The 13,223-nt window shown below is 60.7% G+C and carries 13 protein-coding genes; all 13 read left to right on the forward strand.

What is annotated here, in order from left to right:
• Positions 1-34: 34 nt before the first annotated feature.
• The 13 genes from ABH912_RS28960 to fliL all read left to right on the forward strand — a co-directional run bounded on the left by ABH912_RS28960 (position 35) and on the right by fliL (position 13,222).
• On the forward strand, positions 35-1,258 hold the full coding sequence (locus tag ABH912_RS28960; RefSeq protein WP_429512336.1) for a sensor histidine kinase: 1,224 nt from the start codon (positions 35-37) through the stop codon (positions 1,256-1,258).
• Positions 1,259-1,263: 5 nt separating this feature from the next.
• Positions 1,264-2,649, forward strand: a complete 1,386-nt coding sequence (locus ABH912_RS28965) for a sigma-54-dependent transcriptional regulator (protein WP_429512338.1) — start codon at positions 1,264-1,266, stop codon at positions 2,647-2,649.
• A 145-nt stretch (positions 2,650-2,794) separates the two neighbouring features.
• Positions 2,795-3,124 (forward strand): flagellar hook-basal body complex protein FliE, encoded by a 330-nt coding sequence (fliE, locus tag ABH912_RS28970; RefSeq protein WP_033055975.1) that lies wholly within the window; start codon positions 2,795-2,797, stop codon positions 3,122-3,124.
• A 14-nt stretch (positions 3,125-3,138) separates the two neighbouring features.
• Positions 3,139-4,923, forward strand: coding sequence for a flagellar basal-body MS-ring/collar protein FliF (fliF, locus tag ABH912_RS28975; RefSeq protein ID WP_033055977.1), 1,785 nt, complete (start codon positions 3,139-3,141; stop codon positions 4,921-4,923).
• Entirely contained in the window at positions 4,916-5,935 is a 1,020-nt protein-coding gene (gene fliG, locus ABH912_RS28980; protein ID WP_429512340.1) for a flagellar motor switch protein FliG, read from the forward strand. Before fliF ends, fliG begins: the two co-directional genes overlap by 8 nt.
• A 7-nt stretch (positions 5,936-5,942) precedes the next feature.
• The gene (gene fliH, locus ABH912_RS28985) at positions 5,943-6,752 is read left to right on the forward strand and encodes a flagellar assembly protein FliH (RefSeq protein ID WP_429512342.1); all 810 of its coding nucleotides are present in this window, start codon (positions 5,943-5,945) and stop codon (positions 6,750-6,752) included.
• Positions 6,742-8,100: a flagellar protein export ATPase FliI gene (fliI, locus tag ABH912_RS28990; protein WP_046046383.1), complete on the forward strand. Its 1,359-nt coding sequence runs from the start codon at positions 6,742-6,744 to the stop codon at positions 8,098-8,100. Before fliH ends, fliI begins: the two co-directional genes overlap by 11 nt.
• Before the next feature lie 6 nt (positions 8,101-8,106).
• Positions 8,107-8,556 carry a flagellar export protein FliJ gene (gene fliJ / locus ABH912_RS28995; protein WP_033055981.1) on the forward strand — a complete coding sequence of 150 codons (450 nt, stop codon included), beginning with the start codon at positions 8,107-8,109 and terminating at the stop codon, positions 8,554-8,556.
• A 96-nt stretch (positions 8,557-8,652) separates the two neighbouring features.
• Positions 8,653-8,958 (forward strand): STAS domain-containing protein, encoded by a 306-nt coding sequence (locus tag ABH912_RS29000; RefSeq protein WP_008151067.1) that lies wholly within the window; start codon positions 8,653-8,655, stop codon positions 8,956-8,958.
• 5 nt (positions 8,959-8,963) lie between these two features.
• Positions 8,964-10,670, forward strand: coding sequence for an ATP-binding SpoIIE family protein phosphatase (locus ABH912_RS29005; RefSeq protein ID WP_429512344.1), 1,707 nt, complete (start codon positions 8,964-8,966; stop codon positions 10,668-10,670).
• Between the two features lie 30 nt (positions 10,671-10,700).
• Positions 10,701-11,069 (forward strand): Hpt domain-containing protein, encoded by a 369-nt coding sequence (locus tag ABH912_RS29010; RefSeq protein ID WP_429512345.1) that lies wholly within the window; start codon positions 10,701-10,703, stop codon positions 11,067-11,069.
• Positions 11,070-11,152: 83 nt separating this feature from the next.
• Positions 11,153-12,514 carry a flagellar hook-length control protein FliK gene (locus tag ABH912_RS29015; protein ID WP_429512347.1) on the forward strand — a complete coding sequence of 454 codons (1,362 nt, stop codon included), beginning with the start codon at positions 11,153-11,155 and terminating at the stop codon, positions 12,512-12,514.
• A 207-nt stretch (positions 12,515-12,721) separates the two neighbouring features.
• Positions 12,722-13,222 (forward strand): flagellar basal body-associated protein FliL, encoded by a 501-nt coding sequence (gene fliL, locus ABH912_RS29020; RefSeq protein ID WP_033055987.1) that lies wholly within the window; start codon positions 12,722-12,724, stop codon positions 13,220-13,222.
• The last annotated feature ends 1 nt before the right edge of the window (position 13,223 follow it).

Raw genomic sequence — 13,223 nt, forward strand, 5'->3', positions numbered from 1 at the left:
GTTTAACTGACGGTCAGCCAAGCGAGAGAGCACAATGCCCCAAGCCGCCCAGATGTCTCCTGTCCCTGACGCTTCGGGACAACCGTCGTCCGTAGAGCAGGCGAGCCGGCTTGGCCTTGAGCAGGCGTTTGCACTGTTCAGCCAGATGTCGAGTCAATTGACCGATTCCTACAGCATGCTCGAAGCCCGGGTCACCGAGCTCAAGGGTGAGCTGGCGGTGGTCAGTGCTCAGCGCATGCAGGAGCTGGCGGAAAAAGAACGCTTGGCCAACCGTCTGCAAAACCTCCTCGATCTGTTGCCCGGCGGCGTCATCGTCATCGACGCCCAAGGCATCGTGCGCGAAGCCAACCCCGCTGCTTGTGAGCTGCTCGGTCTGCCCCTCGAAGGCGAGCTGTGGCGTCATGTCATTGCCCGCTGCTTTGCGCCCCGTGAAGACGATGGTCACGAAATCTCGCTCAAGGACGGTCGGCGGTTGTCGATCTCCACTCGCTCGCTGGATGCCGAGCCCGGTCAGTTGGTGTTGCTCAACGACCTGACTGAAACCCGTCATCTGCAAGATCAACTGGCTCGCCACGAACGACTCTCGTCCCTCGGCCGAATGGTCGCCTCGCTGGCCCATCAGATTCGTACCCCTTTGTCCGCCGCCTTGCTCTACGCCAGTCATTTGACTGAGCAAGCGTTGCCGGTCGAGACCCAGCAACGTTTTGCCGGGCGCCTGAAAGAGCGTCTGCATGAGTTGGAGCATCAGGTTCGTGACATGCTGGTGTTTGCGCGCGGCGAGCTGCCGCTGACTGATCGCGTCACGCCAAAAATGCTGATGCAGTCGCTGCAGGCGGCCGCGCTGACCCATGTGCAGGACCTGCCGATTCGTTGGCAGTGCGACAGTCATACGGGCGAGTTGTTGTGCAATCGCGACACGCTGGTCGGGGCGATCCTGAACCTGATCGAGAACGCCATCCAGGCCAGCGCCGGCGATGTGCGTTTGAAAGTCCATTTCTATACCCGTGACAACAACCTGCGCGTATCTGTCAGTGACAGTGGCAGTGGTATCGACGCGAAAGTACTGGCACGACTCGGTGAGCCGTTTTTTACCACTAAAACCACTGGAACCGGCCTCGGCCTGACCGTGGTCAAGGCAGTGACGCGCGCTCATCAAGGAGAATTGCAGCTGCGCTCGCGGCTCGGTCGCGGCACGTGTGCGCAGGTGATCCTGCCGCTTTTTTCGGGTGAAAAGCCCAGCGCTCAGGGAGCGGAGTGAAGGACATGGCAATCAAGGTTTTGCTGGTCGAGGACGACCGCGCGTTACGCGAAGCACTGGCGGATACGCTGCTGCTCGCGGGGCACGACTACACGGCGGTCGGCTCGGCAGAAGAAGCGCTGGCGGCAGTTGGTAATGAGGCGTTCAACCTGGTGCTGAGTGACGTCAACATGCCGGGAATGGACGGCCATCAACTGCTCGGATTGCTGCGCACTCGTCAGCCGCAGCTGCCGGTGCTGCTGATGACGGCTCACGGCGCTGTCGAGCGGGCAGTCGATGCGATGCGCCAGGGCGCGGCGGATTACCTGGTCAAACCGTTCGAGCCCAAGGCATTGCTCGATCTGGTGGCGCGTCATGCGCTGGGCAGTCTCGGTGCGACCGAGGGTGAGGGGCCTGTAGCGTTTGAGCCGGCCAGTGCGCAATTGCTGGAATTGGCCGCACGGGTGGCGCGCAGTGATTCCACGGTGTTGATCTCCGGTGAGTCCGGGACCGGCAAGGAAGTGCTGGCGCGTTACATTCATCAGCACTCCCATCGCGCCAGTCAGCCGTTCATTGCGATCAACTGCGCAGCCATCCCCGACAACATGCTCGAAGCCACGCTGTTCGGTCACGAAAAGGGCTCGTTCACCGGCGCCATCGCGGCGCAGGCCGGCAAGTTCGAACAGGCTGATGGCGGGACTATCCTGCTCGACGAAATTTCCGAGATGCCCCTCGGGCTCCAGGCCAAGTTGTTGCGGGTTTTGCAGGAGCGTGAAGTCGAGCGAGTTGGCGCACGCAAGCCGATCACCTTGGATATTCGGGTCGTGGCAACCACCAATCGTGACCTTGCGGGTGAAGTGGCGGCGGGGCGTTTTCGTGAAGACCTCTACTATCGCCTGTCGGTGTTTCCGCTGGCCTGGCGTCCGTTGCGCGAACGTACCGCCGACATCCTGCCATTGGCCGAGCGCCTTCTGGCCAAGTACGTCAATAAAATGAAGCATGCCGCGGCGAAGCTCTCGCCTGAGGCACAGGCGTGCCTGATTGGTTATCCGTGGCCGGGCAACGTGCGTGAACTGGATAACGCGATCCAGCGTGCCTTGATTCTGCAGCAGGGCGGTTTGATCCAGCCGCAGGATTTCTGCCTGGCCGGGCCTGTGGCGTGTGCGCCGTTGCCGGCATTGGCGCCGACGACTGTGCGCGCAGTAGAAGTCGACGCCGAATCGGCCGGGGCGCTGGGCGATGACCTGCGTCGCCGTGAATTCCAGATGATCATCGACACCTTGCGCTCCGAACGCGGTCGACGCAAAGAGGCCGCCGAGCGACTGGGCATCAGTCCGCGCACCCTGCGTTACAAGCTGGCGCAGATGCGTGACGTCGGAATGGACGTGGAAGCTTATTTGTTCGCCACCTGATTCGTTAGCCATGCAAAACCCGGGACGGCTTTTGTTTAGAGCAGCCACGGAGCTGGCACCCTTGTTGCTAACACCTCACTACCCGCCGAGTGAGTGTCAAAAAATTGCGGGTCGCCAAAGACGTAGCTCGTCAAAGAGAGAAGCCATGAGCCAAGGTATTGAATTCAATCGATTGATGCTGGACATGCGTTCCATGCAAATGGATGCCATGTCTGCGTCGAAATCGACGGCTGCTGTTCCTGAAGTGGGTGGCAGCAGCTTTTCCGACATGCTCGGTCAGGCCGTCAATAAAGTGAACGACACCCAGCAGGCGTCCAATCAGTTGGCCAGTGCCTTCGAGATCGGCAAAAGTGGCGTCGACCTGACGGACGTGATGATTTCCTCGCAGAAGGCCAGCGTGTCTTTCCAAGCGTTGACCCAAGTACGCAACAAGCTGGTTCAGGCATACCAAGACATCATGCAGATGCCGGTTTAAGGACGATTTGAGTCATGGCAGAAGCAGTCGCCGATAATGTTCCGGCCAAGGCCACTCCAATAGACGGCAAGCCGCCGCTGTTCGGGTTGTCCTTCCTGGAAAACCTCTCCGAGATGACCATGTTGCGTCAGGTGGGCCTGTTGGTCGGCCTGGCTGCGAGCGTGGCGATTGGCTTTGCCGTGGTGTTGTGGTCCCAACAGCCGGACTACCGGCCTCTGTATGGCAGCCTTGCCGGTATGGACGCCAAACAGGTCATGGATACCCTGGCCGCAGCCGACATTCCCTATACCGTTGAACCGAACTCCGGTGCCTTGCTGGTCAAGGCCGATGACCTGTCCCGTGCGCGAATCAAACTCGCGGGCGCTGGTGTCACTCCCAGCGACGGCAACATCGGTTTTGAAATTCTCGACAAGGACCAGGGCCTGGGCACCAGCCAGTTCATGGAAGCGACCCGTTATCGTCGTGGTCTCGAAGGCGAACTGGCCCGCACCATTTCCAGCCTGAACAACGTCAAGGGTGCCCGTGTGCACCTGGCGATCCCGAAAAGTTCGGTGTTCGTGCGCGACGAGCGCAAGCCGAGCGCTTCGATTCTGGTGGAACTGTACGCCGGCCGCTCGCTGGAGCCTGGCCAGGTACTGGCAATCATCAACCTGGTGGCCACCAGCGTTCCCGAACTCAGCAAATCCCAGATCACTGTCGTCGACCAGAAGGGCAACCTGCTGTCGGATCAGGCGGAAAATTCCGAACTGACCATGGCCGGCAAGCAATTCGATTACAGCCGTCGCATGGAAAGCATGCTGACTCAGCGCGTGCATAACATTCTGCAACCGGTGCTGGGCAACGATCGCTATAAAGCCGAAGTCTCGGCCGATGTGGATTTCAGTGCCGTCGAGTCGACCTCCGAGCAATTCAACCCGGACCAACCGGCGTTGCGCAGCGAGCAGTCGGTCAATGAACAACGTACCGCCAGCAATGGCCCACAAGGTGTGCCGGGAGCCCTGAGCAACCAGCCGCCGTCGCCTGCCTCCGCACCGCAAACCACCGGTGGCGCTACCGCGTCGGCCGGCATGGTGCAGCCAGGCCAGCCACTGCTGGATGCCAACGGTCAGCAAATCATGGACCCGGCCACCGGCCAGCCTATGCTTGCACCGTACCCGGCGGACAAGCGTCAACAGTCCACCAAGAACTTCGAGCTTGACCGTTCCATCAGCCACACCAAACAACAACAGGGCCGTTTGAATCGCCTCTCGGTGTCGGTGGTGGTGGATGACCAGGTCAAGATCAACGCGGCCAACGGTGAAACCACTCGTGCGCCGTGGACTGCCGATGAATTGGCACGCTTCACTCGCCTGGTTCAGGACGCCGTCGGCTTCGACGCCAGCCGTGGCGACAGCGTCAGCGTGATTAACATGCCGTTCTCCGCCGAGCGCGGTGAAGTGATTGCCGAGATTCCGTTCTACTCCCAGCCTTGGTTCTGGGACATCGTCAAGCAAGTGCTGGGTGTCTTGTTCATCCTGGTGCTGGTGTTCGGTGTGCTGCGTCCGGTGCTCAACAACATCACCGGCGGCGGCAAAGACAAACAGCTAGGCATCGGCAGCGACGTCGAGTTGGGTGGCATGGGTGGCCTGGACGGCGAACTGGCCAACGACCGCGTCAGTCTCGGTGGCCCGACCAGCATTCTGCTGCCGAGCCCGAGCGAAGGCTATGACGCACAGTTGAACGCAATCAAGAGTCTGGTGGCAGAAGATCCGGGTCGCGTGGCCCAGGTCGTGAAAGAGTGGATTAACGCAGATGAGTGATAACCGAGTCGTTGCCGCCAAACTGAGCAAGGTCGACAAAGCCGCGATTCTGCTGCTGTCGCTGGGCTCCACCGATGCCGCCCAAGTGCTGCGCCACATGGGGCCCAAAGAGGTCCAGCGTGTGGGTGTGGCCATGGCCCAAATGGGTAACGTGCACCGCGAGCAGGTCGAGCAGGTGATGAGCGAGTTCGTCGACATTGTCGGCGACCAGACCAGCCTCGGCGTCGGCTCCGACGACTACGTGCGCAAAATGCTCACCCAGGCCCTGGGCGAAGACAAGGCCAACGGCCTGATCGACCGCATCCTGTTGGGCGGCAACACCAGTGGTCTCGACAGCCTGAAGTGGATGGAACCGCGCGCCGTCGCCGACGTGATCCGTTACGAGCACCCGCAGATCCAGGCGATCGTGGTGGCGTATCTCGATCCGGACCAGGCCGGCGAAGTGCTCGGCAACTTCGACCACAAGGTGCGTCTGGACATCATTCTGCGAGTCTCCTCGCTGAATACCGTGCAACCTGCGGCCCTGAAAGAACTCAACCAGATTCTCGAGAAGCAGTTCTCCGGCAATTCGAATGCCTCGCGCACCACCCTGGGTGGCATCAAGCGTGCGGCAGACATCATGAACTTCCTCGACAGCTCGATCGAAGGTCAGCTGATGGACTCGATCCGCGAAGTCGACGAAGACCTGTCCGGTCAGATCGAAGACCTCATGTTCGTGTTCAACAACCTGTCCGATGTCGACGATCGCGGTATTCAGGCGCTGCTGCGCGAAGTGTCTTCCGACGTGCTGGTGCTGGCCCTCAAGGGTTCGGACGAAGGCGTCAAAGAGAAGATCTTCAAGAACATGTCCAAACGGGCGGCCGAACTGTTGCGCGACGACCTCGAGGCCAAAGGCCCGGTGCGCGTCAGCGACGTGGAAACCGCGCAGAAAGAAATCCTCACCATTGCCCGCCGTATGGCCGAAGCCGGAGAAATCGTTCTCGGCGGGAAGGGCGGCGAAGAGATGATCTAAGGTCACTATGTCGTCCAAACATGATGAGTCCAACACCGACCTGATCCGCGGCAAGGGCGTCGATGGTTTCGACGTCTGGTCGCTGCCCAGTTTCGATCCGTTCGTGCCGGAACCCGAGCCGGAACCTGAGCCCGAGCCGCCGGAAATGGAAGAAGTGCCGCTGGATGAAGTCCAGCCACTGACCCTCGAAGAACTCGAAAGCATTCGCCAGGAGGCCTACAACGAAGGCTTCGCCACGGGCGAAAAAGAAGGTTTCCACAGCACCACGCTCAAGGTCCGCCAGGAAGCCGAGGTGGCCCTGGCCGCCAAAATTTCCGCTCTGGAGCAACTGATGGGCCATCTGTTCGAGCCTATCGCCGAGCAGGACACCCTGATCGAAAAGTCCCTGGTCGACCTGGTGCAGCACATCACCAAACAGGTGATTCAGCGCGAACTCGCCATCGACTCGACGCAGATCGAACACGTCATGCGCGAGGCCCTCAAGCTCTTGCCGCTGGGCGTGGGTAATGTGCGGCTGTACATCAATCCGCAAGATTTCGAACAGGTCAAAGCCCTGCGCGAGCGCCATGAAGAAACCTGGCGCATCGTCGAGGACGAGGCGTTGTTGCCCGGCGGTTGCCGGGTCGAGACTGAACACAGTCGCATCGATGCCACGGTCGAAACCCGCGTTGCGCGGGTCATGGACAAGCTGTTCGATCAGTTGCACGAACAGGCCTTGCACCCGGCCGAGCCGGATCTGAGCCTGGAACTGCCGATCAGCGACAAGCCAGCGGTCGTGCCGGTCGAACCTCAACGGGACGTTCCCGATGCGCCTTGATCGCACCAGCTTCGCCAAGCGCCTCGGCAGCTACGCCGAGGCCACGGAACTGGAAGGCGCGCCGATCCTTGAAGGCCGCTTGCTGCGCATGGTCGGCCTGACCCTCGAAGCCGAGGGCTTGCGCGCCGCCATGGGCAGCCGCTGCATGGTCATCAACGACGACAGTTATCACCCGGTGCAGGTCGAAGCCGAAGTCATGGGCTTCTCCGGCAGCAAGGTGTTTCTGATGCCGGTCGGCAGCGTTGCCGGCATCGCTCCCGGTGCCCGTGTGGTTCCTCTGGCTGATACCGGCCGCTTGCCGATGGGCATGAGCATGCTCGGGCGGGTGCTCGATGGCGCCGGTCGTGCGCTGGACGGCAAGGGCGGGATGAAGGCCGAAGACTGGGTGCCGATGGACGGCCCGACCATCAACCCGCTCAAGCGCGAACCGATCAGCGAGCCGCTGGACGTGGGCATTCGCAGCATCAACGGTTTGTTGACGGTCGGTCGTGGTCAGCGTCTCGGCCTGTTCGCCGGTACCGGCGTGGGCAAGAGTGTGCTGCTGGGCATGATGACCCGCTTCACTGAGGCCGACATTATCGTCGTCGGGCTGATCGGTGAGCGGGGTCGTGAAGTTAAAGAATTCATCGAGCACATCCTCGGTGAAGAAGGCCTCAAGCGTTCGGTAGTAGTGGCGTCGCCGGCGGACGATGCGCCGTTGATGCGTCTGCGCGCGGCGATGTATTGCACACGAATCGCCGAGTATTTCCGCGACAAGGGCAAGAACGTCCTGTTGCTCATGGACTCCCTGACCCGTTTCGCCCAGGCCCAGCGGGAAATCGCCTTGGCCATCGGCGAGCCGCCAGCGACCAAGGGCTATCCGCCCTCGGTGTTCGCCAAACTGCCGAAACTGGTGGAGCGGGCCGGTAATGCCGAGAAGGGCGGCGGTTCGATCACCGCGTTCTACACCGTACTCTCCGAAGGCGATGATCAGCAGGACCCGATTGCCGACGCGGCGCGAGGCGTGCTCGACGGGCACATCGTGCTGTCCCGGCGGCTGGCTGAAGAAGGTCATTACCCGGCCATCGATATCGAAGCGTCCATCAGCCGGGTCATGCCGTCGGTGGTTACGCCCGAACACATGATGCGCGCCCAGTATTTCAAGCAGCTGTGGTCGCGTTATCAGCAGAGTCGCGACTTGATCAGCGTCGGCGCCTATGTGGCCGGAGGTGATCGGGAGACCGACCTGGCAATCTCCCTGCAACCGCAGTTGGTGAAATACCTGCGCCAGGGCCTGAACGACAGCATCAGCCTGGGCGAAAGCGAAGCCTATCTCGGCACGATTTTCGCTCCTGCGGCTGGCGGCTAACCGGCCATGGCCCAGAGCCGAGCCTCGCGCCTGGCCCCCGTGGTCGAAATGGCCGAAAAGGCCGAGAAAACCGCGGTCCTGCGTCTGGGGCACTTCCAGGGGCAAGTCCGTCTGGCCGAAAGCAAACTGGCCGACCTCGAAGCCTTTCGTCTCGACTATCAGGAACAATGGATCGTGCGCGGCAGCAGTGGCGTGTCTGGCCAATGGCTGCTGGGTTATCAAGGCTTCCTTGCGCAACTGGGGACCGCCATCGACCAGCAGCGACAAAGCCTGGTATGGCATCAAAACAACCTGAACAAGGCGCGGGAGTCCTGGCAACAGGCATTTGCCCGGGTCGAAGGCCTGCGCAAACTGGTGTTGCGCTACATGGATGAGGCTCGGCGGCTGGAAGACCGGCGCGAGCAAAAGCTGCTGGATGAGTTGTCCCAGCGGTTGCCGCGTCAGGATCCTTATTGATCAGGCAGGGTTCAACCGTTTTCTCGCCTTGCTCCTGCACTCGCCAAGTGCTAAACCTTGTACACGTACGTTCACCAATGACAAGGAAGCCGTTAAATGCCAGTTGTTACAGAAGTCTCCCAGGATGGGCAAAAGCTGACGATATCGGTCAAGGGACGATTCGATTTCGCCAAGCATCAGGAATTTCGTGAGTCCTACGAAAATCTTCAGCCAAAACCCGAATCCTTCGAAGTGGATCTGAAAGACGCCACTTACCTCGACAGCTCAGCGCTCGGCATGTTGTTGCTATTGCGTGATCACGCTGGCGGCGAGAATGCCGAGATCACGTTGACCAACGCTAACGCAGATGTGCGCAAGATCCTCGCCATCTCCAACTTCGAACAAATCTTCGACGTGGCGTGACCGCCATGCAGTCCTTGTTCGAACCGCTGACGATCCTGATCGCCGAAGACAGTGCGGCCGATCGCATGCTGCTGTCGACCATCGTCCGTCGCCAGGGGCATGAGGTGCTGACGGCCGCCAACGGTGCCGAAGCCGTTGAAGCGTTTCGCCAGCAACGACCGCAACTGGTGCTCATGGACGCGATGATGCCGGTGATGGACGGTTTCGAAGCTGCGCAGCAGATCAAGGTGTTGGCAGGGGAAACCCTGGTGCCGATCATCTTCCTCACCTCGCTGACCGAAAGCGAAGCGCTGGCCCGCTGTCTGGAGGCCGGGGGCGACGACTTTCTGGCAAAGCCTTACAACCAGGTGATCCTCGCCGCCAAGATCAAGGCGATGGACCGCTTGCGGCGGTTGCAGGCCACGGTGTTGGAGCAGCGCGACCAGATTGCCAGGCACCACGATTACCTGCTCAACGAGCAGCGGGTGGCCAAAGCCGTGTTCGACAAGGTGGCCCACTCCGGCTGCCTGAGTGCACCGAATATTCGCTACCTGCAATCGCCCTATGCGTTGTTCAACGGCGATCTGCTGTTGGCCGCGTTTACACCGGCCGGTGACATGCACGTGCTGCTCGGCGACTTTACCGGTCACGGTTTGCCGGCCGCGGTCGGTGCCATGCCCTTGGCCGAAGTGTTCTATGGCATGACCGCCAAAGGTTACGGCCTGTCCGAAACCCTGCGCGAGATGAATGCCAAGCTCAAGCGCATCCTGCCGGTGGACATGTTCTGTTGTGCAACGCTGCTTTGCCTGAGTTTTCAGCGACGCTCGGTGGAGGTCTGGAACGGCGGAATGCCGGACGGTTACCTGCGCAGCATCGCCAGCGGTGAGCGAACGCCGCTGACGGCTCGGCATTTGCCGCTCGGCGTGCTGAGCCCGCAATCCTTTGATGACCGCACCGAGGTGTTTCCGATGGCGGTCGGGGATCGGGTCTTCCTGTTGTCCGACGGGGTGATCGATACCTGCGATGCCAACGAACAGTTGTTTGGTGTGGAACGATTGGAGCAGGTGTTTGCGGCCAATCGTCAGCCTGATGAGTTGTTCGAAGAGATCGAGCAGGCGTTGCGGGACTTTCGCGGCGAGGCCCGTGATGACGTGAGCATGGTCGAGGTCAGTCTGCTGGAGGCCGCACAATTGAGCCCGCCGGCGCTGGTGTATTCCGACAGTGGTCAGTCCTGCCCGCTGGACTGGTCAGTGAGTTTCGAATTTCGCGCCGCCACGCTCAAACGCTTCAATCCGCTGCCGTATCTTCTGCAATTGCTGCTTGAGGTCCACGGTCTGCGGGCTCAGAGCGGGGCGCTTTACAGTGTGTTGGCCGAACTGTATTCCAATGCCCTGGAGCATGGAGTGCTGGGGCTGGATTCGGCGCTCAAGCGCGATGCCTCGGGTTTTACCCGCTATTATCAGCAACGCAATACACGTCTGGACGAGTTGCAGGACGGTTTCGTGCGGGTGCATTTGCAGGTGGCACCCAAAGGCGAGGGCGGGTGCCTGACGGTTCGGGTTGAAGACAGTGGCAAGGGTTTCGATGTTGCGCGGGTGATGGAGCGGCCCGTCGATGGTGTCCGTCTGTCGGGGCGTGGCGTCAGTCTGATCCGTCAGCTGGGCCACAATGCGAGTTGGTCCGACGATGGACGAAGTGCCCGCGTGGAGTTTTTCTGGGAGGCTCTGGCATAATCCACGCATTCTTGATCAAGGAGTGAGCAAGTGGCTGACACACACCTGGACCGCGACGTGCTGAACGCGTTGCAAGAGGTCATGGAGGATGAGTATCCGATGTTGCTGGATACCTTTCTCGCCGATTCCGAAGAGCGTTTACGCATCTTGCGAATGGCTGAAGATGCCGCGCAACTCATGAATGCTGCCCATAGTTTCAAGGGCAGCAGTAGCAACATGGGCGCCATTCGCCTGGCCGAGTTGTGCCAGGAGCTGGAGGAGCGCGCCAAGCAAAAAAGCCTCGCTGGCATCGAAAAGCTGATCGGGGAAATTGACGGCGAATTTGCCATTGTCCGGCCTCTCTATGAGGCGGAGCGTCAGCGTTCCCTCTCAGCCAATGAGACCGTCCGGCGCTTTTAGCGCCTGTCACTCAAACCTGGCGCGACCCTTGCAATAATCTCCATCAACTGTACCTACGATCCCAGTGCAGCGGAGACTGTTCCATGCCCGTTACCCCCAATATGCTTCTTCAGGCCGCCGCGCAAGCCAAGACTCAAGCCGCTTCCGCCAATACACCGGCGCCGGCCGCTGAGCCTGGGGACAAGGCGTCCAGCTTCGCTCGGGTCTACGCCAATCAAGCCCAGAACAAACCTTCTGCGCCGGGTGATGGATCGGTCAAGCCGATACGCGATAAAACGCCGGACAGCCCCGATAAAAAGGACGTCAGGAACGACAAGTCTGCCGCCCCGGAACCTGCGGTTGCCGATAGCGGCAAATCCTTGCCCGCCGATAAGCCGGCGCAGGCTGACGACGATGCCGCCAGCGATGACGGGTCGGATACTGCGCAGACGCCGGTTGCCGATACCGCGCCCGTTGACCCGACGATGGATCCTGCGTTGATGCAGGCAGTGCAACCTGTGGTGCCAGCGCCGGTACCGGCAGCTCCACCCGTTGTGGTCACCTCACAACCGCAGGTCGAGGTAGCTATGACGGCGGCAACGACACCGGTCGTTGCAAGCACTGACACCAATTTCGATCCCGAAGCCGATCCCCTCGACGCACTGCCCGCCGTGCGCATGGCCATGGAGCAGGGCGGCCATATTTCGGCGGCGAGTCAGGCCCAGCCCAAAGCGGCACCGACCTCGGCCCAGGCCCAGGCTGACAGCGAAGCTACTTCGGCGCAGAACTTCGCTGCCGGCATGGCGAGCATGCTCGATGTGCAGGCCGACAAAGACGGCACCGGCCAGGGCGGCGACAAGGCCTTCAGCGGTCTTATCGATGACGGTCTCAAGGACCTGAAGTCCGCGACTAGCGATACCCGGGTCGACGATTTCGCCAACCGCCTGGCGGCACTGACCCAGGCGGCCACGCCGAAAACCGCGAACGCATTGCCGGTGAATCAACCGATCGCCATGCATCAGAGCGGCTGGACCGAAGAAGTCGTGAACCGGGTCATGTACCTGTCCAGTGCCAATCTCAAGGCGGCCGACATCCAGTTGCAACCGGCTGAACTGGGGCGCCTGGACATTCGGGTGAACATGGTTCCGGATCAGCAGACCCAAGTGACGTTCATGAGCGCCCATGCAGGTGTTCGCGAAGCGCTGGACGGGCAGATGCATCGCTTGCGTGACATGTTTGCGCAGCAGGGCATGGGCCAGGTCGACGTCAACGTTTCCGATCAGTCCCGTGGCTGGCAGGGCCAGGGGCAGGAACAGGCTCAACAAGGTCAAAGCCAGGGTGGACGCACCAGCGCCAGCGGTGGTCGCCTCGACTCCATGGATGAGGAGCTAGCGCCCACAGTTGCCGAAGTAGCGGCCAGCACTACCAGCGTCATCGGCTCCAGCGCCGTCGACTACTACGCCTGATAATGCGGCGCCCCTAAAAGATCGCAGCCTTCGGCAGCTCCTACATTGGATTGTGTACATCCTGTAGGAGCTGCCGAAGGCTGCGATCTTTTGATTTTCGGTCACGGTCGACCGTCCTTCCCGTTTTCCCTCAGACACTTCTGGCATAACACTTGCTCTTGCCTTGCCGTGCGACTGTGAAAACCCGAATAGTGACGGATTATTGGCATGGCGAAGAGCGAAGCAGCAGTAAAAGACCCCGCAACCAAAGGCAAACTCAAGCTGATCATTGTGATCGTGGTGGCCCTGCTGCTGGCGATCGGTTTGTCCGTGGGAGCGACCTGGTTCTTCATGCACAGCGCCCAGAGCAAGCCTGCCGCCGCGGCTGAAACCGCCCCGGTCGGCAAGCAGCCAGCGATTTTCGAGCCCATGGCCCCGGCCTTCGTGGCCAATTACAACCAGAACGGTCGTCAGCGCTACATGCAGGTGAGCATCACCATGCAGGGTCGCAATCAGGCCGATCTGGAAGCGCTCAAAGTCCACATGCCCGTCATCCGCAATAACCTGGTCATGCTGTTCTCCGGACAGGATTTCGCCACCCTGGCGTCGCCGGTTGGCCAGGAAATGCTGCGTCAGAAAGCCACGGCCAGCGTCCAGGAAGTGGCGCAGAAAGAACTCGGCAAAGTGGTCATCGAACAGTTGCTTTTCACTAATTTCGTACTGCAGTAGG

The sequence above is a fragment of the Pseudomonas sp. BT76 TE3572 genome (assembly GCF_050435365.1).
GTDB classification, from domain to species: domain Bacteria; phylum Pseudomonadota; class Gammaproteobacteria; order Pseudomonadales; family Pseudomonadaceae; genus Aquipseudomonas; species Aquipseudomonas fluorescens_W.

Coding starts and splice junctions, on each gene's coding strand:
- ABH912_RS28960 (WP_429512336.1), top strand. CDS start 35: ATGCCCCAAGCCGCCCAGATGTCTCCTGTCCCTGACGCTTCGGGACAA.
- ABH912_RS28965 (WP_429512338.1), top strand. CDS start 1,264: ATGGCAATCAAGGTTTTGCTGGTCGAGGACGACCGCGCGTTACGCGAA.
- fliE (WP_033055975.1), top strand. CDS start 2,795: ATGAGCCAAGGTATTGAATTCAATCGATTGATGCTGGACATGCGTTCC.
- fliF (WP_033055977.1), top strand. CDS start 3,139: ATGGCAGAAGCAGTCGCCGATAATGTTCCGGCCAAGGCCACTCCAATA.
- fliG (WP_429512340.1), top strand. CDS start 4,916: ATGAGTGATAACCGAGTCGTTGCCGCCAAACTGAGCAAGGTCGACAAA.
- fliH (WP_429512342.1), top strand. CDS start 5,943: ATGTCGTCCAAACATGATGAGTCCAACACCGACCTGATCCGCGGCAAG.
- fliI (WP_046046383.1), top strand. CDS start 6,742: ATGCGCCTTGATCGCACCAGCTTCGCCAAGCGCCTCGGCAGCTACGCC.
- fliJ (WP_033055981.1), top strand. CDS start 8,107: ATGGCCCAGAGCCGAGCCTCGCGCCTGGCCCCCGTGGTCGAAATGGCC.
- ABH912_RS29000 (WP_008151067.1), top strand. CDS start 8,653: ATGCCAGTTGTTACAGAAGTCTCCCAGGATGGGCAAAAGCTGACGATA.
- ABH912_RS29005 (WP_429512344.1), top strand. CDS start 8,964: ATGCAGTCCTTGTTCGAACCGCTGACGATCCTGATCGCCGAAGACAGT.
- ABH912_RS29015 (WP_429512347.1), top strand. CDS start 11,153: ATGCCCGTTACCCCCAATATGCTTCTTCAGGCCGCCGCGCAAGCCAAG.
- fliL (WP_033055987.1), top strand. CDS start 12,722: ATGGCGAAGAGCGAAGCAGCAGTAAAAGACCCCGCAACCAAAGGCAAA.